The 21,386-nt window shown below is 68.7% G+C and carries 16 protein-coding genes and 2 pseudogenes; 13 read left to right on the forward strand and 5 right to left on the reverse strand.

Going from position 1 to position 21,386, the window contains the following annotated elements; genetic code table 11:
• Positions 1 to 33: 33 nt before the first annotated feature.
• Entirely contained in the window at positions 34 to 2,334 is a 2,301-nt protein-coding gene (locus A5767_RS17105; RefSeq protein WP_064852768.1) for a DEAD/DEAH box helicase, read from the forward strand.
• Between the two features lie 29 nt (positions 2,335 to 2,363).
• On the opposite strand, the gene A5767_RS17110 is transcribed toward A5767_RS17105, so the two are convergent.
• A complete protein-coding gene (locus A5767_RS17110) occupies positions 2,364 to 3,251 on the reverse strand; it encodes an oxidoreductase (RefSeq protein WP_024103050.1) in 888 nt (295 codons plus the stop codon).
• Positions 3,252 to 3,416: 165 nt separating this feature from the next.
• On the opposite strand from A5767_RS17110, the gene A5767_RS17115 reads away from it, so the two are divergent.
• The 5 genes and pseudogenes from A5767_RS17115 to A5767_RS17135 all read left to right on the forward strand — a co-directional run bounded on the left by A5767_RS17115 (position 3,417) and on the right by A5767_RS17135 (position 7,783).
• Positions 3,417 to 4,592, forward strand: a complete 1,176-nt coding sequence (locus A5767_RS17115) for an RNA polymerase sigma factor (RefSeq protein ID WP_064852769.1) — start codon at positions 3,417 to 3,419, stop codon at positions 4,590 to 4,592.
• 102 nt (positions 4,593 to 4,694) lie between these two features.
• Positions 4,695 to 5,129: pseudogene (locus A5767_RS17120) on the forward strand (GntR family transcriptional regulator); the annotation flags it as partial.
• 140 nt (positions 5,130 to 5,269) lie between these two features.
• Positions 5,270 to 6,618, forward strand: a pseudogene (locus A5767_RS17125) (NCS1 family nucleobase:cation symporter-1).
• 6 nt (positions 6,619 to 6,624) lie between these two features.
• Positions 6,625 to 7,296, forward strand: coding sequence for an aspartate/glutamate racemase family protein (locus A5767_RS17130; protein ID WP_064852770.1), 672 nt, complete (start codon positions 6,625 to 6,627; stop codon positions 7,294 to 7,296).
• Between the two features lie 52 nt (positions 7,297 to 7,348).
• Entirely contained in the window at positions 7,349 to 7,783 is a 435-nt protein-coding gene (locus A5767_RS17135) for a GNAT family N-acetyltransferase (RefSeq protein ID WP_064852830.1), read from the forward strand.
• Between the two features lie 51 nt (positions 7,784 to 7,834).
• On the opposite strand, the gene A5767_RS17140 is transcribed toward A5767_RS17135, so the two are convergent.
• Together A5767_RS17140 and A5767_RS17145 are read right to left on the reverse strand one after the other, a co-directional pair.
• The gene (locus tag A5767_RS17140; RefSeq protein ID WP_064852771.1) at positions 7,835 to 8,701 is read right to left on the reverse strand and encodes an oxidoreductase; all 867 of its coding nucleotides are present in this window, start codon (positions 8,699 to 8,701) and stop codon (positions 7,835 to 7,837) included.
• Positions 8,691 to 9,680 carry an alpha/beta hydrolase gene (locus A5767_RS17145; protein ID WP_051121583.1) on the reverse strand — a complete coding sequence of 330 codons (990 nt, stop codon included), beginning with the start codon at positions 9,678 to 9,680 and terminating at the stop codon, positions 8,691 to 8,693. Before A5767_RS17145 ends, A5767_RS17140 begins: the two co-directional genes overlap by 11 nt.
• Positions 9,681 to 9,854: 174 nt before the next feature.
• Between A5767_RS17145 and A5767_RS17150 the strand changes: the two genes are divergently transcribed.
• Together A5767_RS17150 and A5767_RS17155 are read left to right on the forward strand one after the other, a co-directional pair.
• Positions 9,855 to 10,775, forward strand: a complete 921-nt coding sequence (locus A5767_RS17150) for a pseudouridine synthase (protein ID WP_064852772.1) — start codon at positions 9,855 to 9,857, stop codon at positions 10,773 to 10,775.
• 28 nt (positions 10,776 to 10,803) lie between these two features.
• Positions 10,804 to 11,310 carry an SRPBCC family protein gene (locus A5767_RS17155; RefSeq protein ID WP_006551738.1) on the forward strand — a complete coding sequence of 169 codons (507 nt, stop codon included), beginning with the start codon at positions 10,804 to 10,806 and terminating at the stop codon, positions 11,308 to 11,310.
• Positions 11,311 to 11,356: 46 nt separating this feature from the next.
• Here A5767_RS17155 and A5767_RS17160 read toward each other — a convergent pair whose 3' ends face one another.
• Positions 11,357 to 11,902 (reverse strand): flavodoxin domain-containing protein, encoded by a 546-nt coding sequence (locus tag A5767_RS17160; RefSeq protein ID WP_037217072.1) that lies wholly within the window; start codon positions 11,900 to 11,902, stop codon positions 11,357 to 11,359.
• Positions 11,903 to 12,065: 163 nt separating this feature from the next.
• Between A5767_RS17160 and A5767_RS17165 the strand changes: the two genes are divergently transcribed.
• Both A5767_RS17165 and A5767_RS17170 read left to right on the forward strand, forming a co-directional pair.
• Positions 12,066 to 13,598, forward strand: coding sequence for a CYTH and CHAD domain-containing protein (locus A5767_RS17165; RefSeq protein WP_024103042.1), 1,533 nt, complete (start codon positions 12,066 to 12,068; stop codon positions 13,596 to 13,598).
• Positions 13,599 to 13,746: 148 nt separating this feature from the next.
• Complete coding sequence (locus A5767_RS17170) at positions 13,747 to 14,640, forward strand: universal stress protein (RefSeq protein ID WP_064062131.1); 894 nt, start codon at positions 13,747 to 13,749, stop codon at positions 14,638 to 14,640.
• Between the two features lie 70 nt (positions 14,641 to 14,710).
• On the opposite strand, the gene A5767_RS17175 is transcribed toward A5767_RS17170, so the two are convergent.
• Positions 14,711 to 16,192, reverse strand: a complete 1,482-nt coding sequence (locus tag A5767_RS17175) for a bifunctional aminoglycoside phosphotransferase/ATP-binding protein (RefSeq protein ID WP_064852773.1) — start codon at positions 16,190 to 16,192, stop codon at positions 14,711 to 14,713.
• Between the two features lie 214 nt (positions 16,193 to 16,406).
• On the opposite strand from A5767_RS17175, the gene A5767_RS17180 reads away from it, so the two are divergent.
• Genes A5767_RS17180 through A5767_RS17190 form a run of 3 tightly spaced genes read left to right on the forward strand, consistent with a single transcriptional unit; the run spans position 16,407 to position 21,355 of the window.
• Complete coding sequence (locus A5767_RS17180) at positions 16,407 to 18,809, forward strand: glycerol-3-phosphate 1-O-acyltransferase (protein ID WP_064852774.1); 2,403 nt, start codon at positions 16,407 to 16,409, stop codon at positions 18,807 to 18,809.
• On the forward strand, positions 18,806 to 20,236 hold the full coding sequence (locus A5767_RS17185) for an HAD-IB family hydrolase (RefSeq protein ID WP_033096812.1): 1,431 nt from the start codon (positions 18,806 to 18,808) through the stop codon (positions 20,234 to 20,236). Before A5767_RS17180 ends, A5767_RS17185 begins: the two co-directional genes overlap by 4 nt.
• Positions 20,237 to 21,355, forward strand: a complete 1,119-nt coding sequence (locus A5767_RS17190; RefSeq protein WP_064852775.1) for a TIGR00374 family protein — start codon at positions 20,237 to 20,239, stop codon at positions 21,353 to 21,355.
• Positions 21,356 to 21,386 lie beyond the last annotated feature (31 nt).

Below are 21,386 nucleotides of genomic sequence, written 5' to 3' on the forward strand. Positions count from 1 at the left end.
GCACATGTCCGCGCCGACCCGTAGCGTGGACACGTGCGCACGCAGGACCGGTCGCAGCTCGCGCTGTTCGCGACCGAACTCGATTTCCCCCTCGACGACTTCCAGGTCGAGGCCTGCCGAGCCCTCGAGGACGACCGCGACGTCCTGGTGTGCGCCCCCACCGGGGCGGGCAAGACCGTCGTCGGTGAATTCGCCGCCCGTCTCGCGCTCGCAGCGGGCGGACGCTGCTTCTACACCACCCCCATCAAGGCGCTGAGCAACCAGAAGTACTTCGACCTGTCGCGTCGCTTCGGCGACGACCGCGTCGGTCTGCTCACCGGCGACATCTCGCTGGACCCGCACGCGCCCGTGGTCGTCATGACCACCGAAGTGCTGCGCAGCATGCTGCACGGCGGCTCCCCGCTCCTGCACGGACTCACCCACGTCGTCATGGACGAGGTGCACTATCTCGCCGACCGCGAGCGCGGTGCGGTGTGGGAGGAAGCGATCCTCTCCCTTCCCGATGACGTGCGGCTGACCAGCCTGTCGGCCACGGTGAGCAACGCCGAGGAGTTCGGCGGCTGGCTGCGCGGCGTCCGTGGCGACCTCGCGGTCGTCGTCGAGGAGACCCGGCCCGTCCCGCTCACCCAGCACATGCTCGCCGGCGGGCGGCTGTTCGACCTGTTGTCCCCGTCCGGCACCGTCGACGAGACCCTCGAGCGGTACATCGCCCACCGTCAGCTCGTCGAGGCCGCGCCCGGCCCCGCGACCGGCCGTGGACGACGACGGCGACGTGCGCGCGGAGCACCCGGACCGGCCGGTGCCGACCTGCCCGAGGTCGTCGCCCGGCTCGAGGCCGAACAACTGTTGCCGGCCATCTGGTTCCGGTTCAGCCGCAACGGGTGCGACGGCGCCGTCGCCGAATGCCTCGAATCGTCGGTTCGGCTCACCGAGGCGGCCGACGTCGCCGAGATCCGCGCGGTCGCCGACCGGCACACCGCAGCGCTGCCGCCCGCAGATCTCGACGCCGTCGGTCACGCCGAGTGGCTCGAAGGACTCGAACGCGGTTTCGCCGCGCACCACGCCGGTCTGATCCCGGCCTTCCGTCACACCGTCGAGGAGTTGTTCGCCCGCGGTCTCGTGCGGGTCGTGTTCGCCACTGAGACCCTCGCCGTGGGGGTGAACATGCCGGCGCGCACCGTCGTCCTCGAACGCCTCGTCAAACCCACCGCCGACGGACCGGTGCGCCTCTCCCCCGGCGAGTACACCCAGCTCACCGGTCGCGCCGGTCGGCGCGGCATCGATGTCGAAGGCCACGCCGTCGTGCTGTGGAGTCCCGAGGCCGCCCCCGCGACCGTCGCCGGCCTCGCCGGCGCACGCTCGTACCCGCTCCACAGTTCGCTGCGCGTCGGCTACAACACCGCGGTCAACCTGGTCGCCGGTCGCGGCATCCCCGGCTCCCGCGAGTTCCTGCGACGCTCGTTCGCCCAGTTCCAGGCCGAACGATCCGTCGCGGCGCTCACCGACGCCGTCCGCGCGAACACGACGGCGCTGCGTGATCTCGACACCGAACTCGGGGACGCCGAGGGCTTCACCGAGTACCGGCACCTGTGCGACCGGCTCGCCGAGGCACGACGCTCCGGTTCGGCCGAGCTGGTGACGTCGCTGGCACGGGCGGTGCGGTCGCATCCTGCACATCGACGCGGCGATAGGGAGCGCCTCCTCGCCCTCTCTGCGCGACGCGCCGCGGTGCACGGCGACACCGAACGGATGCGGTCGCAGATCGACACGGTCACCGGACGCCTCGTCGAGACCTTCGATCGCACACTGGATCTGCTCGAGGAGCGGGGTTATCTGCTCCGCGACCCGATGGGCGGGTCGGCCTACGTCACCGACGACGGTCGTCGTCTGGGCCGGATCTACTGCGCGAACGACCTTCTCGTCGCCGAATGCGTGCGGACGGGCGCGTGGTCGGGGCTGACACCGGCCGAACTCGCCGCCGTCGCCTCGAGCGCTCTGGGCGAGACCCGGCGCCGCACCGTCGGAGTCCCGGGACGCACCACCCCGGCGATCGACGAGGCGCTGCGCGCCACCTCACGGCTGTGGAGCGAACTCGCCGGACGCGAAGAGCGTCTCGGCCTGGAAGTGGGGCCGGATCCGGATCCCATCGCCGTCGCCGCGATCCACCGCTGGGCACGCGGGGACGGACTCGCCGCCGCCCTGCGCACCGCATCGGATGCGGGGCTCTCGGCAGGCGATCTGGTCCGGCGTTATCTGCGCACCCTCGACCTCGTGGATCAGACCGGACTGTGCCGACGCGACGATCTGCCGCCGGTCTCGTTCACCCTGACCTGAGAACTGCAGGATCTACGATATCGAAAGATCTAGGGCATCGAGTACTCGACGGAGCACACCCGCTCCGACAGTTCCCACAACCTCCGCGCCAGGATCTCGTCGCGTGACCGCGAGGTAGACTGCACCCGCTTCGGCCGGCCGCGCATCTCGAAGAAGGAATCCGGCCCGTAGTAGCCACCCGGCTCCGCATTCGGTGAGGTCGCCGCGTAGAGCGTCGGGAGCGCACCCTGCTGCGGGGACTGCCCGATGATCGGGGTGACGAGTTCGACGATCTTCCCGTGCCAGGACTCGCTGCGGTACTGCAGATTCGTCGACGAATAACCCGGATGCGCGGCAAGCGAACTCACGCTCGATCCGGCTGCGGTCAGGCGTCGCTGCAGTTCGTACGCGAACAACAGGTTCGCGAGCTTCGACTGCCCGTAGGCGAGCCACCGCTCGTAGCGGCGACGTTCCCAATCGATGTCGTCGAGATCGATGCTGCCGATGCGGTGCATCGTGCTGCTGACCGTCACCACCCGGTCGGTGATGCGGTCGAGCAGCAACCCGGTGAGCGCGAAGTGGCCGAAGTGATTGGTACCGATCTGCATCTCGAAACCGTCGGCCGTCCGCCGCAGCGGTACCGCCATGACGCCGGCGTTGTTGACCAGGACGTCGATACGCTCGTGCTCGGCACGCACCTCGTCGGCGAACGCACGGATCGACGAGAGATCCGCCAGGTCCAGACGGCGCACGGTGGCGCGGTCGCCGAGATCGGCCGCGACCGACTCACCCTTGGCGACATCGCGGCACGCGAGCACCACCTCGGCACCGGCGTGCGCCAGCGCCCGGGCGGTCTCTGCACCGAGTCCGCTGTTGGCCCCCGTCACGATCATCGTGCGTCCCGACAGATCCGGAATATCGTTCGTGGTCCACCCCATGCCCGCCACCCTACGGACGCGCGCCGCGTGGCGACACTCCCGTTTCCGGCGTCGACGGTCCCGATGGATCGCATCCTCGCCGTGGGGCGCACCTGCTCGTAGACTTCCCCGGAACTCACGACCGCAGGCGCGCGGGGGCGCATGCACGACAGGGAGGTTCCATCGATGGGGCACCACCCCGGACGTCCGGACCGCGAACTCGCCGCAGCGTTGCGGAACGGGGAGCCGGACGCCACGGCAGCGGTCTTCGACCGTTTCGCCCCCGGCCTGTACGCGTACGCGTGCGGCTTCGTCGCCGTGTCATCGGCCTCGGACGTGGTGTACGACGCGGTCTGGACGGCGACCGCGCGGATCCGGTCGCTGCGCGACGAGAGTCTCCTGCGGGCCTGGCTCTACGCCGTGGTCCGTGCCGAATGCATCCGCGTGCTCGAGCGCACCGGCTCCGCCCTCGAATATCTCCCCGCGGCCGACCCCGCCTATCAGGCCGCTTCCGACGTGCTCGACGTCCGTGAGGCGGTCCACCTGCTCGACGGCACCGCGCGCGAGGTCGTCGACCTGACGGTCCGGCATCACTTCTCGTTCCACGAGATCGAGGCGTTGCTCGGTTCCGCCGGCGAGGGACATGTCCTCGCCCATGCGCAGGACTTCGTCGACCGTGCGGTGCCCCGCGTGCCGAATGCGCTCGGAACGTTCTCGCTTCTCCCCTTCACCCCTCTGCCCGCGCACCTGCGTGGACGGCTGCTCACGGTGCAGCCCTCGGAGGCGGAACTGCTCGATCTCGGGCGCCGGCTCGAACCGCTGGACCGGGAGGGCTTCCCCCGTCGCGATAGTCGGGCGAAGCGCACCGTTCCCGTCATCGCGGCGTCGGTGGCGGTGTTCGCGGTGCTGGGCGTCGGTGCGTTGTTCGTGTTCCCGCAGGCCGAGCCCGTCGAGCGGCAGGTCCTGCGTCCTGCGGCCGAGCCGACGCTCGACATCGGGTCGCCGGTGGCGACGAGCACGACCGCAGCGACAACCGAGACCACGACCACCGAGCCCGCGGAGACGACGACGGGGGAACCCGAGTTCGAGGCACCGGTGGTGACCCCCACCTCGGCAGCGACCGCCGAGCCCGCTGCGGAATCCACCGCCGCTTCCGCCACCACGGCGACATCGACCGTCGGTGGCTTCACCAGGCGCGGCGGGCCGGGTCGCGGGACCGAGCCGGACGAGGACCGCCCGCGCCGGGACACCGAGGAGAGCGACACGCCGAACACCGGGACGCCTCGCCCCACCACGGGTACGCCCACCTCACCGCGGCCGATGCCGACGCTGCCGACCTTCCCTCCGCGCGGCGGGGTATGAGGTGGGCATCCCGGTCACACGGCGGAGACGAGGACGTAGCACGACGGGACTACCTTCGCGGAGTCGAGCACTCGCATTCCGGTGACGAAGGAGGACCCGGTCGTGGCACCACGCCGTAGATCCGCGTTGCTGGACGAGCTCCGCGTCGACGTACCGGGCCGCCCGCAGGACGTGATCCTCGAAGAGTTGCGCCGCGCCTTCCTCTCCGGAGCCGCACCCCCGGGCACACCGATCCCCGTCGGGGAGGTCGCGGAGCTGTTCGGGGTGAGTCGCATCCCGGTCCGGGAAGCACTCGAGACCCTCATCGGCGAAGGTCTCGTGACCCACCGGCAGAACCATGGATACATCGTCGCCCAGCTGACGATCGCGGAGCTGCGCGAGATGTATTCAGTCCGTGAGACTCTCGCATCGGCGTCGCTCACGGCGGCCGTGCGCAAAGCCACCGAGGAGGACGACCGGCGCGTCGAAGAGTCGCACCGTCTTCTCGAATGCGCTGTGCAGGAAGGCGACTCGCGTGGCTATCACCGCGAGAGCCGGGTAACTCTCCGGCAATATCGCTCCGTTACGGTCTGCACATCGGAATTCACCACCGCCGTTGATGTTCCGTCGATCGATTCGACTCCGCCCACCGGGCTCGCACCGGGACACGGGCGGCTCCCCCTCGCACAGGAGCAGGCATGACCGAAGTGCTGACACCGAGCGCCGGCAACGTCCCCGCCGCAGCCCCGCCGCCCGCGACCGGATACGACCCGCGGTTGACCAACGACGACCTCGCCCCGCTGAAGAACCAGCGGTGGGGTTCGTACAACATCTTCGCGTTCTGGATGTCCGACGTCCACAGCGTGGGCGGGTACGTCACCGCCGGAAGCCTGTTCGCTCTCGGTCTGGCCAGCTGGCAGGTCCTCGTGGCCCTGCTCGTGGGCATCACGATCGTCTACTTCTTCTGCAATCTCGTCGCCAAGGTGTCGGCCCCGAGACCGCCGGAACGCACTAGCCCAGCCAGGTCACGGGTGCGCCCTATCCGGTGATCTGCCGCAGCGTCTTCGGCGTCCTCGGCGCGAACATCCCCGCGATCATCCGCGGTCTGATCGCGGTGGCGTGGTACGGGATCCAGACCTTCCTCGCCTCGGCGGCACTCGACGTGGTGCTGATCAAGCTGTTCCCCTCGCTCGCACCCTATGCGGTGGTCGAGGACTACGGGTTCGCCGGCCTGTCCGCACTCGGATGGGCCAGCTTCCTGACGCTCTGGGTGCTGCAGGCCTGCGTGTTCTGGCGCGGCATGGAGTCGATCCGGCGGTTCATCGACTTCTGCGGGCCGGCCGCCTACGTCGTGATGCTCCTGCTGTGCGGTTATCTGATCTCCCAGGCCGGTTGGAGCGCAATCGATCTGACCCTCGGTGAGGTCACGCACACCGGATGGGCGTCGGTGCCGGTCATGCTCGGCGCGATCGCCTTGGTGGTCTCGTACTTCTCCGGCCCGATGCTCAACTTCGGCGACTTCTCCCGGTACGGGATGTCCTACGCCGCCGTCAAGAAGGGCAACTTCCTCGGTCTGCCGGTGAACTTCCTGGTCTTCTCGCTGCTCGTGGTGATCACCGCGTCGCTCACGCTGCCCGTCTACGGCGAACTGATCACCCCGTGGAATCTGTACGACAACCCCGAGGTCATCCACTACACCCTGGAAACCCTGGGCGCGTTCATCGGTCCGCTGTTCGGCATCCTCATCGCCGACTACTACCTCGTGCGCAAGCAGAAGGTGATCGTCGACGACCTGTTCACGATGTCGGAGAAGGGCGCGTACTTCTACCGCAAGGGCTACAACCCGGCCGCGGTGATCGCGACCGTCGTCGGCGCCGTGGTAGCGATGATCCCTGTGCTGTTCAACGATGCGCCCGGCATGGGAACCGCCGCCCAGTACAGCTGGTTCATCGGCTGCGGTCTCGGTTTCGTCGTCTACCACCTGCTCGCGACCCGCACCCGCCTCGCAGTCCGTCTCCCCGACCGGGTCGCACAGGAAGCAGTCTGATCCTCCATGTTCATCGAGGTCGTCAACCCGAACACCACGTGGTCGATGACCGCCACGATGGGCCCACCCTCGATCGAGAGCCACTACGACGAGGCGCTCGCCGTGCCGGGCATCCTCACCGAGATCGAGAAGGGCGAACGCGACAGCGTCGACGGCTATGTCATCGCGTGCTTCGGCGATCCCGGACTGGACGCGGCGCGCGAGCTCGCCGGTGGGCCCGTCGTCGGCATCGCCGAGGCCGCCATGCGCGCCGCCGCGGTCCTGGGGCGCGGCTTCTCCGTCGTCACGACGCTGGCCCGCACGACCGGACGCGCGTGGGACCTCGCGCACCGCTACGGTATGCGCGACGCGTGCCGGGGCGTGCACGGGTGCGACCTGCCGGTGCTGGCCCTCGACAGCGATCCCGACGCACGCAGGATCGTCACCGAGGCGTGCCTCGACGCCCTGAGCGAGGACGGTTCCGACACCATTGTGCTCAGCTGCGCCGGGATGGCCGACCTGTGCGCCCACATCTCCGCGGAGATCGGGGTGCCGGTGGTCGATGGTGTCGCGGCCGCGACGCTGACCGTGCCGTCGCTGGTCACGATGGGCCTGGCGACCGGCAAGCGAGGAGAGTTCGCGACGCCCCCGCCGAAGCGCTATGCGGGACTGCTCGACGGGTTCACGACGGGCGGGTGAAGCCCCGCCCCACCGTCACAGCCGGGTGAAGCCCGCCCCCTACGATCGGGACGTGCTGTCCATCCACCATGCCCCGTTGAGGAAGACCGACCCCGAGAGTCTGTATCGGATCGTCGCTCTGCGGACCGATGTGTTCGTCTTCGAGCAGGGCATCACCAGCGAACCGGAACTCGACGGCCGCGATCTCGACCCGACCACCGAACTGTTCTGGACGCGGGAGGGTGACGAGGTCCTCGCGACGCTGCGCGTGCTCCACGACGACGGGGACGTCGCCCACATCGGCCGTGTCGCCACCGCCCGGCACGCACGCGGGCGCGGTCTCGCCGCGGAGTTGATCGAGGCGGCGCTCGGGACCTGCCCGGGGGTGGTCGGCATCTCGGCGCAGGCGTACCTGGAGCACTGGTACGCGCGATTCGGGTTCGTGCGCACCGGAGCGAACTACCTCGAGGCGGGGATCGACCACGTGCCGATGCGCCGCACCCCGTGACCGCGGGGCGCCCGTCGGGCGGGCGGTCACGGGGTGCGGGCGACGACGCTATCAGCCGATCTCGAAGTGCACTCCGGTGAGCTTCTCCGACAATTCCCACAGCCGCGTCGCGGTCTCGCGGTCGCGGGCCCGACGCCCCACGGTGGCGACACCGGGCGCTCCGTAGAGCAGGAGACGCGGACCGATGTAGCCGCCCGCGATGCCGGGATCGGAAGCGGCGAGCACGACCGATTCGGCGCCCTGATCCGGGGTGCGCTGCAGGATCGTCTTGCCGAAACCGAACAACCGGTCGAACCACGTCCCCGTGTGGCTGCCCACCTCGGTGGCCGCGTAGCCCGGATGGGCCGCGACGGCGCGCAGCGGTGAGCGGGCGGCGGCGAGGCGTCGTTCGAGCTCGAGCGCGAACAACAGGTTCGCGAGCTTCGACTGTGCGTACCCCGCGGCGCGGTTGTACGGGCGGCGCTCCCAGTTGAGGTCGTCGAGATCGATCCGGCCTATCAGGTGGGCGGCGCTCGACACCGTGACGATGCGGCCGGTGATACGCGGCAACAGCAGTCCGGTCAGGGCGAAGTGTCCGAGATGGTTCGTTCCGATCTGCATCTCGAACCCGTCGGCGGTGCGACCCAGCGGCACCGCCATGACCCCGGCGTTGTTGACCAGGACATCGATCCGGCGATCGGCGAAGGCGTCCGCGAAGGCACGGATCGCCGAGAGGTCGGCGAGATCGAGCGACATCATCTCGGCCCGGGGGCCGATCTCGTCGGCGATGCGCTTGCCCCGGTCGACGTTGCGACCGGCGAGGACGACGGTGGCGCCGGCAGCCCCGAGGGCGCGGGCCGTCGCTTCGCCCACACCGCTGGTGGCCCCCGTCACGACGACGGTGCGGCCGACCAGCGATGTGGTGGCGTCAGGCGCCAATCGAGGACTTGAGCATCGGGAGCATCGCCCACAGCTCGTCCTGCCAGTAACCCCACGAATGGGTACCGACGATCGGGAACGAGAAGTGTGCGGTATCGATACCCAGGGTCAGCAGGCGCACCTGGAAGGCGCGGTTCTGCGTGCGGGCGAGCGCTTCGAGACCCATGGCGTTGGTCGTGTTGAAGCTGCCCACGAGCGAGTTCGGCCGGTCGTACTGGCCGGGCAGACCGCTCGCCGCGGAGACCCACATCGGCAGTCCGCGCATCTGCGGCGCCGCGACGAACGGGTCGTGACGCAGCCACGCCGAGTCCCAGGGCGGTCCCCACATCGCGTCGGCGTTGTATCCGCCGGCGTCGAGCATGGCGAGACGGATGGCCTCGCGCATACCGGGGGCCGAGAGGTTGAGGTAACCCGAGAGGGAGCCGGCGAACTTGAACTGGTCGCGGTGGTAGGCGGCCAGGATCAGCGCCGCGTTACCGCCCATCGACAGGCCGACCACCGCGTTGTTGTTGCGGTCGATGCCGTAGACGTTCGCGAGATGGTCGGGGAGGTTCTGGGTGAGGAAGGACTCCCACTTGTAGGTGTAGGGCTGGCCGTTGAAATTGCTCGGCGCGTACCAGTCGGCGTAGAAGCTCGACTGTCCGCCCACCGGCATGATCACGTTGACGCCGTGATCGGCGAGCCACGCCGCGTTTGTCTCGTGTTCCCAGCCGCTCACATCGTCGGTGGCGCGCAGACCGTCGAGCAGATAGACGGCCTTGTTGCTGCCGTTGTTCGCCCGCCAGATGCGTACCTTGATCGCCCCGACCCCACCCGGGGCGGCGACCATGTCCTCGTGGAAGCGATCGTACGGATCGGCCGCAGCCGTGCCGGCGCCGAGCCCACTGAACGCGAGCGCCAGCGGAAGGACCAGTGCCGCCACCAGCAGCCGCACGAGAGCGCGTCCCCCCCGCCGACGTGTTCCGGTTTTCGCCGACATCGTCACAACATGCTCCCCTTGCACTCCAGTAACATTCTTCACTTCCGTCCCAGGGTATCGACGGTGCAGAAACCTTAAGCAGGCTTGCACACAATCGTTATCGTGGAAAGTCCGGCAGCGTTATCGTCGGGCCTTCGGCGCTCGCATTCCGGGCGCACCGCTAACCTCCGACCCGTGCCCGAAGCTCCCCTCCCCGTTCGCGACGGCCTGAACCCCACCCGCCTGCGACTGCCGGAAAATCCCAGCTGGGAGACCATAGCGGAGTTCCTGCTCACACGCTTCCCGAACGATGCGGCGCGCATCGCGGAGAAGATCGAATCCAGCGAAGTGGTCGTACAGGACGGCACAGCGGTCACATTTTCGACCCCGTACGTCCCACGCGAATTCGTGTATCTCTACCGTGACCCGCCCGCCGAACCGCGCGTCCCCTTCGAGATCGACGTCCTCCACCGTGACGAGAACCTACTCGTCGTGGACAAGCCGCACTTCCTGGCGACCACCCCGCGTGGTTCCTGGGTGACGGAGACCGCCGTGGTCCGGTTGCGCAAGGATCTGGACCTGCCCGAACTGTCCCCCGTTCATCGGCTCGATCGGCTCACGGCGGGCGTCCTGGTGTTCACCGTCCGGCGCGAGGCGCGACGCGCGTACCAGATGCTGTTCGACCGGCGTCTCGTCGAGAAGGAGTACGAGGCGATCGCCCCGGCCGCGCCGCGCCTCGACTTCCCTCGCGAGGTCCGCAGCCGTATCGTCAAGGAGCGCGGCGTGCTGCAGGCCCGCGAGGTCGACGGTCCCGTCAACGCCGTGACCTCGATCGAATTGGTGGACACGGCCGACGACCGTGCGCGTTACCGTCTGCGTCCCGAGACCGGCCGGACGCATCAACTCCGGGTACACATGAACTCGCTCGGAATCCCCATTCTCGGCGACAACCTCTATCCGGAGGTGTACGAGCTCGAGCCACAGGATTATTCGAATCCGCTGCAGCTTCTGGCCAGATCCTTGTCGTTCCACGATCCGATCACAGGTCGGCCGACCCGCTTCGTAAGCCGACGAAACCTGGCAGCATGGAGTAACAGCACACCAGGACCCCGCTGACCGGCGAGTTCTCGTCTTGGAGGTTTCCATGGAAATCGGCAGCATCTCGCGTACCTATGACGGGCGGGTGGCCCTGCGGTTCGAACGCTCGTTCCCCCACCCGCCGGAGAAGGTGTGGCGGGTCCTGACCGATCCGCAACATCTCCGCGCCTGGTTCCCTGCCGACGTCGAGTTCGCGCTCACACCCGGCGCCACACTCGAATTCCGCTCGACGCAGGAACAGACCCGCCGTTTCGGCCTGCCCGAAGGGCACACCAGCATGGGCAGTGTCCTCACGGTGCGGCCCGCACGGATCCTGGAATACCTCTGGGACACCGACGTTCTGCACTGGGAACTCACTCCGGACGGCTCCGGCGGGTGCTGGCTCACCCTCACCCACACCACCGACGACGAGGAGGACGCCCTCGCACACGGCGCCGCCTGGCACGCCGGGTTCGAGGTGGTCGAGGCCCAATTGGAGGAACGCCCGGTCGACTGGTCGATCTGGGACCGCGCAGCCGAACTGAGCACGCACTACCAGGGCAGCTCGGGCTGATCGCCCGGCTCGGGACTCGGGCCGATCACCCGGGTGGAATATCCGCCTAGCGGCGCGCCCCACGTCGCGCGGGAGCCGAACCGATGCCGTCGAGGTCGCGCTCCCGCGCGGTCGTGCGCGCCACGATGCGCGCACCCCAGGCACCGATCGCGTCCCAGTCCCGGAAGTCACCGGAAGGGGCGCCGACCATCCTGACGACCATCCGTTCGCCGGTGCCGAGCACCGCCGGATCCAGCTTCCCCGGGAAGGTGCGATGTTCGACGGCCTCGATGCGTTCGGCGACGGCGCACGCGTCGTAGCACGTGTTCACCGACCTCCCGCCCGAGGCGACGGGACCTGACGAGAACAGGTAGACGTCGCGTTCGCGCAGTTCGGCCGCGTGCCGGTCGGAGAACTCCCGCGCGCTGCGCAGCCAGCGACTGCGGTAGACGGCGCTGCCGAGCACCACGACGTCGTACGCGTCGACCTCGTCGACGTGCTCGGGCGCGTTCACGTCGACCTGCGCGCCGTGGTGGCGCATCGACGCGGCCAGCGCAGTCGCGATCTCCGCGGTCGAACCGTGCCGACTGGCCACCGAAACAAGAACCTTCATCACTACCTCCGGACCCGCGTCGAACCATGATCGCCCCGAAACCGGGCCTTGACCAGGGCCGAAGTGCTCTTTGCCCGGTATCGGCAGATCACAGTCGGACGAATCCCCTCATATCGGACCGCGTGGCAAGGTGGAGGCAACGCGCACCGAGAGGAGCAGATGGATGCCCAGCACATCGTCGGCGACCGTCGCGGAGGAGGCGGAACGCAAGTACTCCGCCACCGGCGACCGGCCGCTTCCGGACCTGACGGGACTGCCGTCCGTCGATGCGATCGACGTCGACCGGTTCGAATTGTCGGCCCAGTACTACGACACCGCCGACCTGTGCCTGCTGCGCTCGAAGATCACGCTCCGCAGGCGCGAGGGCGGCGACGACGCGGGATGGCATCTCAAACTGCCCTCCGGTGTCGACACCCGCACCGAACTGCACTTCCCCCTCGGCGACGACTCGGCCGAGGACGTTCCCGCAGACCTCGGATCCCTGTTGCGCGGCATCCGCCGTGGCGCCCCGTTGAGCCTGGCCGCTCTGCTCGTGACCCGACGACATCGGCACCGGCTCCGGTCGTCCGACGGCGGCTTCGTCGCGGAGGTGGTGGTCGACGACGTCGACGCCGTGCGCAGCGCCGACGGATCCGAGATCCGCTGGAAGGAGATCGAGGTCGAGTGGAATTCCACCCTCGGCGACGAGACGATCGGCCGATTCCTCACAGCACTCGAGGAACGCTTCGCGGCCGTCGGGATCACCCGTTCGGAGAGCCCGTCGAAGCTCCACCGCGTGCTCGGCGACCTGCTCCCCGCCCGCCCGCCGATCGCGAAGGGCCTGATCCCGGTACGCGACTATCTCTCGAGCGAACTGCACACCCTGGGGTTGTCCGACATCGCCGTCCGCCGCGACGCACGCGACGCGGTGCACAGCATGCGCAAGGCCGCGCGGCGTCTGCGCAGCGCACTGCAGACCTATTCCGACGAGATCGTCGTGGATCCCGATCTCGTCGACGAACTCCGTTGGCTCGGAAGACGTCTCAGCCCGTCACGTGATCTCGAGGTCCAATGGGAACGGCTCACGGATCGCGTAGCCGACATCCCGGTCGAATCGCACCGGGAAGCGACGAGAGCCCGTATCGACGAGTACTTCTCGGCACGGTCGGAGGCCGCCCGCCTCGAAGCAGTCGACACACTGGACTCGGACCGGTACGTCGGGCTGCTCACCCGCCTCGACGCGGCGATCACCGACATAGCGCCCGCCACAGAAGCGGCGGGGGCACGGCCGAAAGTGGCACGGAAGGAACTGTTGCGCGCGGTCGCAGCGCTGTCGAAAAAGGTCTCGCGCCGCGTCGACAGGGTCGGCGACGCCGAGAACCCGGCGGAGCGCGACGCGCTGATGCACCGGGCACGCAAGGGCGCCAAACGGATGCGGTATGCCATCGAGGTGATCGCGCCGCTGCATCCGAAGCGTTCCGGGCGGATCCTCGACCGGTTCGACGACTTCCAGGATCTGCTCGGTGAATTCCAGGACTCCGTCGTGGCGCGGGAACACCTCCTGGACATGCTCTCCGAGCAGGGCCACACCGCCGAGACCAGTTTCGGGCTCGGGATCCTGTTCCGGATCGAGACCGAGATCGGCGACGCGCAGGCCGCACATCTGGACAGCGGATGGCGGAAGGCATACCGCGCCGCTCGCCGATTGTGGACCTGATCGAGGCCGGAAGGCTCTGGTCGGGGCCTCCCCGATCGGGGATCATGAAGATCGTCGACACCGGGTCACGGCCGCGTCGTGGCGGTAACGTGGCCTCGGTCCGACCTGCGCGCGGGAAGCCGCGCGTCGCAACGAGAAGGAGACATCCATGAGCACACCGAGCACCCGCAAGGCAGTCGTCGCAGGCGTCGACGGCTCCGAAACGGCTGTAGCGGCAGCGCGGTGGGCCGGTGCCGTCGCGTCGCGCATCGGAGCACCCCTCCACCTCGTGCACTCGATGCCCCCGGAGGGCATCTTCTACAGCGAGGCCGCAGTGCTCGTGCAGTCGCAGATGATCCAGCAGCTCGAGGAGGACGGCAAGAAGCTCCTCGCCGACGCCGCCGAGCGAGTCCGCGCAGATCACCCCGAGCTCGAGATCAGCAGCTTCATCGGTCCCGGTCCCGCAGCCAAGTCGCTGCTCGAGGCCGCCGAGGACGCACGCCTGGTCGTCATGGGCGCCACCGGCGCGGGTGCGCTGGAGAACTTCCTCCTCGGCTCCACCGTTCTGCGCGTCGCGAACCATGCGCCCTGCCCGGTGGTCGTGTGGCGCGGCAACACCGATTCTCCGCTGCCCGATTCCCGGCCGATCGTCGTCGGTGTGGACGGTAGCGAATTGTCCTCTGCCGCAGTCACTCACGCGTTCTATCTCGCGTCGGCCCTCGGGGTTCCGCTGCGGGCAGTGCACTCCTGGCTCGGTGACGCCGCACTCGGTGTCGGCGCCACGGCCGCGCTGGTCGATTGGGATGCCGTGGAGACCTCGGAGACCGCGGTTCTCGCCGAGACGCTGGCCGGCTGGAGTGATCGCCACCCCGAGGTCACCGTCGAGCGTGTGATCGATCGGGGCCCGGCCTCGAAGGTCCTGCTCGCGCACCTCGACGACGCCCAACTCGTCGCAGTCGGAAGCCACGGACGTGGCCAGTTCCGCGCCGCCCTGCTCGGATCCACGAGCCAGAACCTGCTGCACAAGGCTCCGTGCTCGGTGCTCATCGCCCGCAAGGTCTAGAACCGATCGTTCCGGTTCGACGGGGATCGCTTCGACGAAGCGATCCCCGTTCACTGTTCTCGGGGCGCGATCACCAGGGCGCTGGACCGAGCATGCTCTCCAGTCGCGCCGCGTCGACGGTCTCGACACCCGTATCGATCGCCGCTGCCTCCGGCCACGGATCCCGCCGGCGGAGTTGCTGTTCGAGCACGGCAGGGGTCGCATCGGAGGCATCGTCGCCGCGCTCGGCTCGGGATGCCATCCGTTGCAACAGGATTCCCTTGTCTGCACGGCACTCGATCTCGATCACATCCACGGAAGCACCGTCCGCGACCTTGCGGGCCGCGTCGCGCTGCCCGGACGACAACCAGGTCGCGTCCAGCACGACGGATCGTCCCCGGGCCAGAGCGGTCTCGGCACGGCGCAGCAGTTCGCGGTAGGTCGCCTCCGAATGCGTCGGTGCGTACAGACCGGCATCCGTACCGTCGCCGGTGCGGTCGGTGGGTTGCAGACCCGCCAACTCCTTGCGGACGATGTCGCTGCGCACTACGTCCGCTCCGAGATACGCACCGACCGTGCGCGACAGTGTCGTCTTGCCGGTCGCGGAGACACCACCGACGAGCACCATGCGCACGCGTCCCCGGTCGAGATGTCCCTCGAGCAACTCGACGAAACCGGTCGCCGTTTCCCGCGCCGCTGCATCACCCTGCTCGTAGCGTAGGGCGGTCACCTTCGCGCGCACCAACGCTCGATAGGCGATGTAGTGGTGCACGAGAGAGGAGGGCGGGTGATCGCCCGAGACCTCACCATATTGCTCGAGCAACCGCCGTGCTGCGGGTTCGGCACCGAGACGTTCGAGATCCATTGCGAGGAAGGCGAGATCGAGTACTGCGTCGCCGTAGCGCAACTCGTCGTCGAACTCGAGGCAGTCGATGATGCGCGGACCGTCGTCGAGACAGAAGATGTCGTCGGCGAGCAGGTCGCCGTGTCCGTCCACGGCCCGGCCCGCCGCGATGCGTTCGTCGAACAGCACCGCCCGGCCGGCGAGGTAACGGTGCACGGACTCCCGGATCCGCGTCAACGCCCCGGCACGATCCGCCCCTACCTCCAGCCGGCCGAGATGGTCGAGACTGAGATCCCACAGCTCGGCGACGAAATCCGCGGAGGCACACCGGTCGATCTCGGGACCGTGCGGCGAGGAGGCGTGCAGTGCGGCGACCTGCTGTGCCACCTCGTCGATCACCACCGACACGTCCTCACCTCGGCGGACCGCGGCGGCCAGGCGCCGGTCGTCGGGCAGCCGCACCATTTCGACGAGGTGCTCGCACAACTGTCCGTCCGGGCCGTGGACGTCCGCGACGCCCAGATAGACGTCCGGTGCGAGACGCCGGTTGAGCTCCACCTCCCGGTGGCAGATCCGTTCACGGGCCTCACGCGTGCGGTTGTCGAGGAAGCCCAGGTCGAGCGGCTTCTTCAGCTTGTGCACGCGCTCGCCGACGAAGAAGACCACCGACGAATGCGTCTCCCTCACCCCCGCGTAGCCGACACCCTCCGGTCCGGCACCTGTGGTCACTGCGCCCTCCCTGTCGTCGGCGGCTCCACCGCGTCCTCTCGTCCACCATATTGTCGTTCAGACACTCCCCCGGTGCATCTGCACAGCGCCCACCGGTGCATCCGCACAGCCCACCGGTGCATCCGCACAGTGTGTGTGTTCTCCTCCGGATCGCCCGAACGAACCGGCCGCGACAGGTAGCTTTCACACCGAGGTGACTTCTGGACGGGGTGAGATGAGAAACGATCAACCGAGCCGGGTACGAGGACACGACACCGTGCGGGCGGACGACGGACCCACGGTGGCGGTCCTCGCGTACACGACGGCTCTCGAACGAACGATGATCGAGGATTGGCTGCGCTCGGACGAGCTTCCCGCCGAGTACCGCACGCCGACCCGCCCCGAGTCGCTCGACCTCGACTCACGGGTGCTCACCGAGGAGCTCGTGACCCGCACCGACGATCCGCTGATCCTGCCCTTGCGGGTCGTGTGGCTCCCGGCAGAGCGCGACGGTGCGCGGCGTATCCGGTTCGCCGACGTCCTCGCCCTCACGAACCCACGCAATCCGAATCTGCTGCTGCAGAAATGGCTCGTGCGCAAGGGTGCCGACCGCTACCGGATCGTCGTCGCGAAACCGGCCCGCCTGTCCGAACTGCGGGACGCGCTCAGGGCGGAGGGCGGTGACGGTGACGACGGGGCACTCGCGCGGTACGTGACCCGTCGCGCCGTCGTCGCGCTCGAACGCGCGGAGCGAGCGGTGATCGGCGACCGCTACAAGGTCCCGCGGCTCGTCGCCGCCCAGATCATGGACTCGCCGATCTTCCGGCGCCGTCTCGACGAGATCGCCGCCGAGCACGGCCTCTCGCGCGCCGAGGTCGAGTCGCGGGCGCGCAGTTCCCTCGACGAACTCGTGGCCGTGCAGTCACGATTGGTCACCGACCTGTTCACGCAGGCGATGCGGCCGTTGCACGCGTCGGCATGGACCGTGCACGCCGACGAGGCCGGTCTGCGCGCACTGCGCGAGTCCAACCGCCGGTACGCCCTGGTCTTCCTCCCCTCGCACCGGTCCTACGCCGATGCCTTCGTGCTGGGCGACATCCTGGCGGCGAACGATTTTCCCGGCAACCACATCATGGGCGGGGCCAACCTCACCTTCTGGCCGATCGGTCCCGTCGCCCGCCGCACCGGCACGGTGTTCATCCGGCGCAGTTTCGCAGACGACGACGTCTACAAGGCCGCGCTCGAGGAGTACTTCGCGTTCCTGCTGAGCAAGCGGTTCAACCTCGAGTGGTACTTCGAGGGCGGCCGGACCCGCACCGGCAAGCTCCGGGCCCCGCGCTACGGATTGCTCAGCTACGTCGCCAACGCGATCCGCGGCGGACGCGTCGAGGACGCGATGCTGGTGCCGGTCTCGATCACCTACGAGGGACTCGCCGAGGTCGCGGCGGTCGCCGCCGAACAGACCGGCGCGACGAAGAAAACCGAAGGCCTGGGATGGCTGGTGCGCTACGCCCGCAATCAGCGCAAGCGGGCCGGGAACGTGTACGTGCGGTTCGGCGATCCCGTGTCGATGCGCGAACTGCTGGTCGCCGGTGGGGATCCGGACCTGACCGCACCGGCGCCGGCAGCCGACCCGTCCGCGGCGCCGACGGATTCCGAGGAGATACGGGTGCTGCGCCGCAAGGCGCTGCAGAAGGTCGCCTTCGAAGTCGCGGTCGGCATCAACTGCAACACTCCGGTGACGGTGAACTGCCTGGTCACCCTGGCCCTGCTCGGTGTGCGCGACCGCTCGCTGACGCTCGAGGAGGTGCGGGCCGTGATCGCACCTGTCCGCCGTTATCTCGATCGCCGCGGTGTCCCGCAGGGCGGGCTCCACATCCTCGACGTCGAAGGTGGGCTCGAGGACGTGCTCTCGTCGCTCACCCACGCGGGGGTGGTCACCACCTACGCCGGCGGGGAGGAACCGGTCTACTCGATCCAGCCGGGTCAGCATCTCGTCGCGGCGTTCTACCGCAACAGCGGCGTGCACTGGTTCGTCAACCGGTCGATCATGGAGCTGGCCATCCTCTACGCGCACGCCAATCTCGGTGACGATCCTGTCCGGGTGGCGTGGGAGGAGGCGAAGAACCTGCGCGACCTGCTGAAGTTCGAGTTCTTCTTCCCCGACCGAGACACCTACGAGACCCAGATGCGCGACGAGCTCGCCTGGCTCGTCCCGTCCTGGGGCGACACGCTGCCGACGAAGGACGAAGCGCTGACCGGTCTCGTCGAGACCGGCTTCTTCATGTCGCACCGCACGCTGCGGTCGTTCTTCGACGCGCAGCTCGTCGTCGCCGAGCGCCTCGCCGTCCGGGATCCGGAGCTCGAGGTCGACCGCGCCGCCTTCCTGTCGGAGTGTGTGGCGGTGGGCCGGCAGATGCTGCTGCAGCGCCGCCTGTACGGGCCGGAATCGGTGTCGTCGGAGTTGTTCGCGTCCGCGCTCGACCTGGCGCGCAATCGAGGATTGCTCGACCACGACGAGGACCCCGAGACCGTCCGCGAGCGCAGGAAGGCATTCGCAGCGGAGCTGTCCGAGTTGGCCCAGCGGGTCGCGCTGGCCGAGTCGCTCGACGTGTCGAACAGAAAGGTGGAACGGTGAACCTCGAGCAGGCCCTCGAACGGGTGCGTACGGGTCCGCAGGGACCCGAGGTGGCGGCCTTCTTCGATTTCGACGGCACCATCGTGCACGGCTTCTCCGGTGTCCACTTCTTCCGCGACCGGGTGCTCGCCGGGAAGGTCTCCGCATCCGAACTGGCCGCGACGATGATCAACGGGATCCGCGGGACGGAGACCGAGGAGGACTTCGAACGCTTCGTCGCGATCGCCTTCAAGGCGTGGCGCGGTCACACCGAGGACGAGCTCTACGAGATCGGCCGCCGGCTGTTCATGACGACGATCGCCGGACACCTCTATCCGGAGGCGTGGCAACTCATCGGCGCGCACCAGAACGCGGGCCACACGGTGGTGATCGCCTCGTCGGCGTCCCGCTACCAGATCCAGGCCGCCGGGGACGCGCTGGGCGTCGAGCACATCCTGTTCACCCCACTCGAGGTCGAGAACGGTGTGCTCACCGGACGGGTCGACGGGAAATCGTTGTGGCGCAGCGGCAAAGCGGAGGCGGCACGCAATTTCGTCGAGACACACGGCATCGACGCCGAGGCCAGCTACACCTATTCCAACGGTGGTGAGGACGTGGAGTTCCTGGCCGTCGCCGGCAACCCCACGGCCACGAACCCCGATCGCACTCTCACCCGATTCGCCATCGAACGCGACTGGCCGATCATGCGGTTCCGGCCGCGCGGTACGCCGGGCGCCCGCGAACTCGTCCGCACCGCCGCCGCCTACGGCGGGATGTTCGGCTCGGTGTGGACGGGTCTCGGTCTCGGTCTGATCAACCGCAGCCGCAAGACCGCGCTGGACTCGATCATCAGCATCGGCACTGAGGTCTCCCTGGCCCTCGCCGGAGTGAACGTACGCATCGTCGGGGAAGCGAATGCGTGGGCCGCCCGGCCGGCGGTGTTCATCTTCAACCACCAGAGTCAGCTCGACCCGGTGGTGCTGGCCAAGGTCCTGAGGCAGGACTTCACGGGCGTGACGAAGAAGGAGATGGCCAACGACCCGTTGTTCGGGCCGCTTCTGCGGTTCGTCGGCGCCACCTTTGTCGACCGCACGAACACCGAGCGGGCGGTTGCGGCGCTCGGACCCGTCGTCGACACCCTCCGCGAGGGGACGTCGATCGTCATCGCCCCCGAGGGCACACGCTCGCTGACCCCGGCGATCGGCAGGTTCAAGAAGGGCGCCTTCCACATCGCGATGCAGGCCGGTGTCCCGATCGTGCCGGTCGTGATCCGCAACGCCGGCGAGATCCTGTGGAAGCACTCGACCCTGCTGCGGTCGGGCACCGTCGATGTGGCGGTGCTCGAACCGATCGACGTGAGCGGCTGGTCGCGGGAGGACCTCGGTGAGCACATCGCCGAAGTCGAGGACCTCTACCGCCGCACGCTGTCGAGCTGGCCCACCGACTAGATGACGAACGAGACCGTGACACCCGAGGAGCCGGACGACGGAGCCGACGAGAGCCCGCACGATGAGAGCGGGCCGCTCACCCCGAAGCGACGCCGGTATCTCAAGTGGATCGTCGGTGCTCTGCTCGTCGTGGTGCTCACCGTCGAGATCGTGCTCGTGTGGCCGGAACTGTCCGACAGCGTCCGCGGCCTCGGGCATCTTCACTGGGGCTGGGTCGCGGCAGCGGTGTTCGCCTCGATGGCGGAGATGTCGACCTTCGCACGGGTGCAGCGGGCGCTACTGTCCGCGGCGGGTGTGAAGGTCTCGCAATGGCAATCGCTTTCGGTGGCCCTCGCGGCGAACTCCATGAGCGTGACCCTGCCGGGCGGACCGGTGGTCGGGACGACCTTCACCTACCGACAGATGCGGCGCTGGGGCGCACCCCCGGTGGTGGCGACCTGGCAGCTGGTCATGGCCGGGCTCCTCCAGGCCGCCGGACTCGCACTGCTCGGCATCGTCGGCGCTCTGCTCGTCGGCGCCAGCAACAACCCGTTCTCGCTGATCTTCTCGCTCGGCGGTCTGCTGCTGCTGGTCGTGCTCATCCAGTACGCGGCCGGCAATCCTGGTTCGTTCGAATCGATCGGCCTGATCGCCCTGCGGAGCCTGAACCGGTTGCGGAAGAAGCCGGAGCAGGCGGGTGCGCGAGCGTGGCGGAAGATCGTCGGCCAGCTGAGCGCGGTGCAACTCGATCGTCCTCATGCGGCCCGCGCGTTCGGCTGGTCGCTGAGCAACTGGGTATGCGACGGTGCGTGCCTGGCGTTCGCCGCATACGCGGTCGGTGGCGCGCCGAGCCTGGCCGGTATCGCGGTCGCCTACGCGGCCGGAACCGCCACCAGCCGTGCCATCCCGCTGCTCCCCGCCGGTCTGGGTGTCATGGACGCCGTGCTCGTGCCGGCACTCACTGCCTCCGGCATGACCGGCGCGCAGGCCCTGTCGGCGGTGGTCGTCTACCGGTTGATCAGTTTCGTGCTCGTCGCCGCGGTCGGCTGGATCGTCTTCGCATTCCGCTACCGGAACGTCGGCGAGGAGGGGGACGAGGACGAAACTCCCCCGGACCTGCGGCTCTGGGACGACGGCTGAAGGCGCCGACCCGAAAAGATCGCCCGCGCGC

Origin of the sequence: Rhodococcus sp. 852002-51564_SCH6189132-a (genome assembly GCF_001665495.1) — a bacterium.
Classification (GTDB): Bacteria; Actinomycetota; Actinomycetes; order Mycobacteriales; family Mycobacteriaceae; genus Rhodococcus; species Rhodococcus pyridinivorans.

Excerpts from the sequence above, each read along its gene's own strand:
- A5767_RS17110 (WP_024103050.1), bottom strand. The coding sequence starts at position 3,251 with ATGGGGTGGACCACGAACGATATTCCGGATCTGTCGGGACGCACGATG.
- A5767_RS17115 (WP_064852769.1), top strand. The coding sequence starts at position 3,417 with ATGGGGCACCACCCCGGACGTCCGGACCGCGAACTCGCCGCAGCGTTG.
- A5767_RS17130 (WP_064852770.1), top strand. The coding sequence starts at position 6,625 with ATGTTCATCGAGGTCGTCAACCCGAACACCACGTGGTCGATGACCGCC.
- A5767_RS17145 (WP_051121583.1), bottom strand. The coding sequence starts at position 9,680 with ATGTCGGCGAAAACCGGAACACGTCGGCGGGGGGGACGCGCTCTCGTG.
- A5767_RS17155 (WP_006551738.1), top strand. The coding sequence starts at position 10,804 with ATGGAAATCGGCAGCATCTCGCGTACCTATGACGGGCGGGTGGCCCTG.
- A5767_RS17160 (WP_037217072.1), bottom strand. The coding sequence starts at position 11,902 with ATGAAGGTTCTTGTTTCGGTGGCCAGTCGGCACGGTTCGACCGCGGAG.
- A5767_RS17165 (WP_024103042.1), top strand. The coding sequence starts at position 12,066 with ATGCCCAGCACATCGTCGGCGACCGTCGCGGAGGAGGCGGAACGCAAG.
- A5767_RS17170 (WP_064062131.1), top strand. The coding sequence starts at position 13,747 with ATGAGCACACCGAGCACCCGCAAGGCAGTCGTCGCAGGCGTCGACGGC.
- A5767_RS17180 (WP_064852774.1), top strand. The coding sequence starts at position 16,407 with ATGAGAAACGATCAACCGAGCCGGGTACGAGGACACGACACCGTGCGG.
- A5767_RS17190 (WP_064852775.1), top strand. The coding sequence starts at position 20,237 with ATGACGAACGAGACCGTGACACCCGAGGAGCCGGACGACGGAGCCGAC.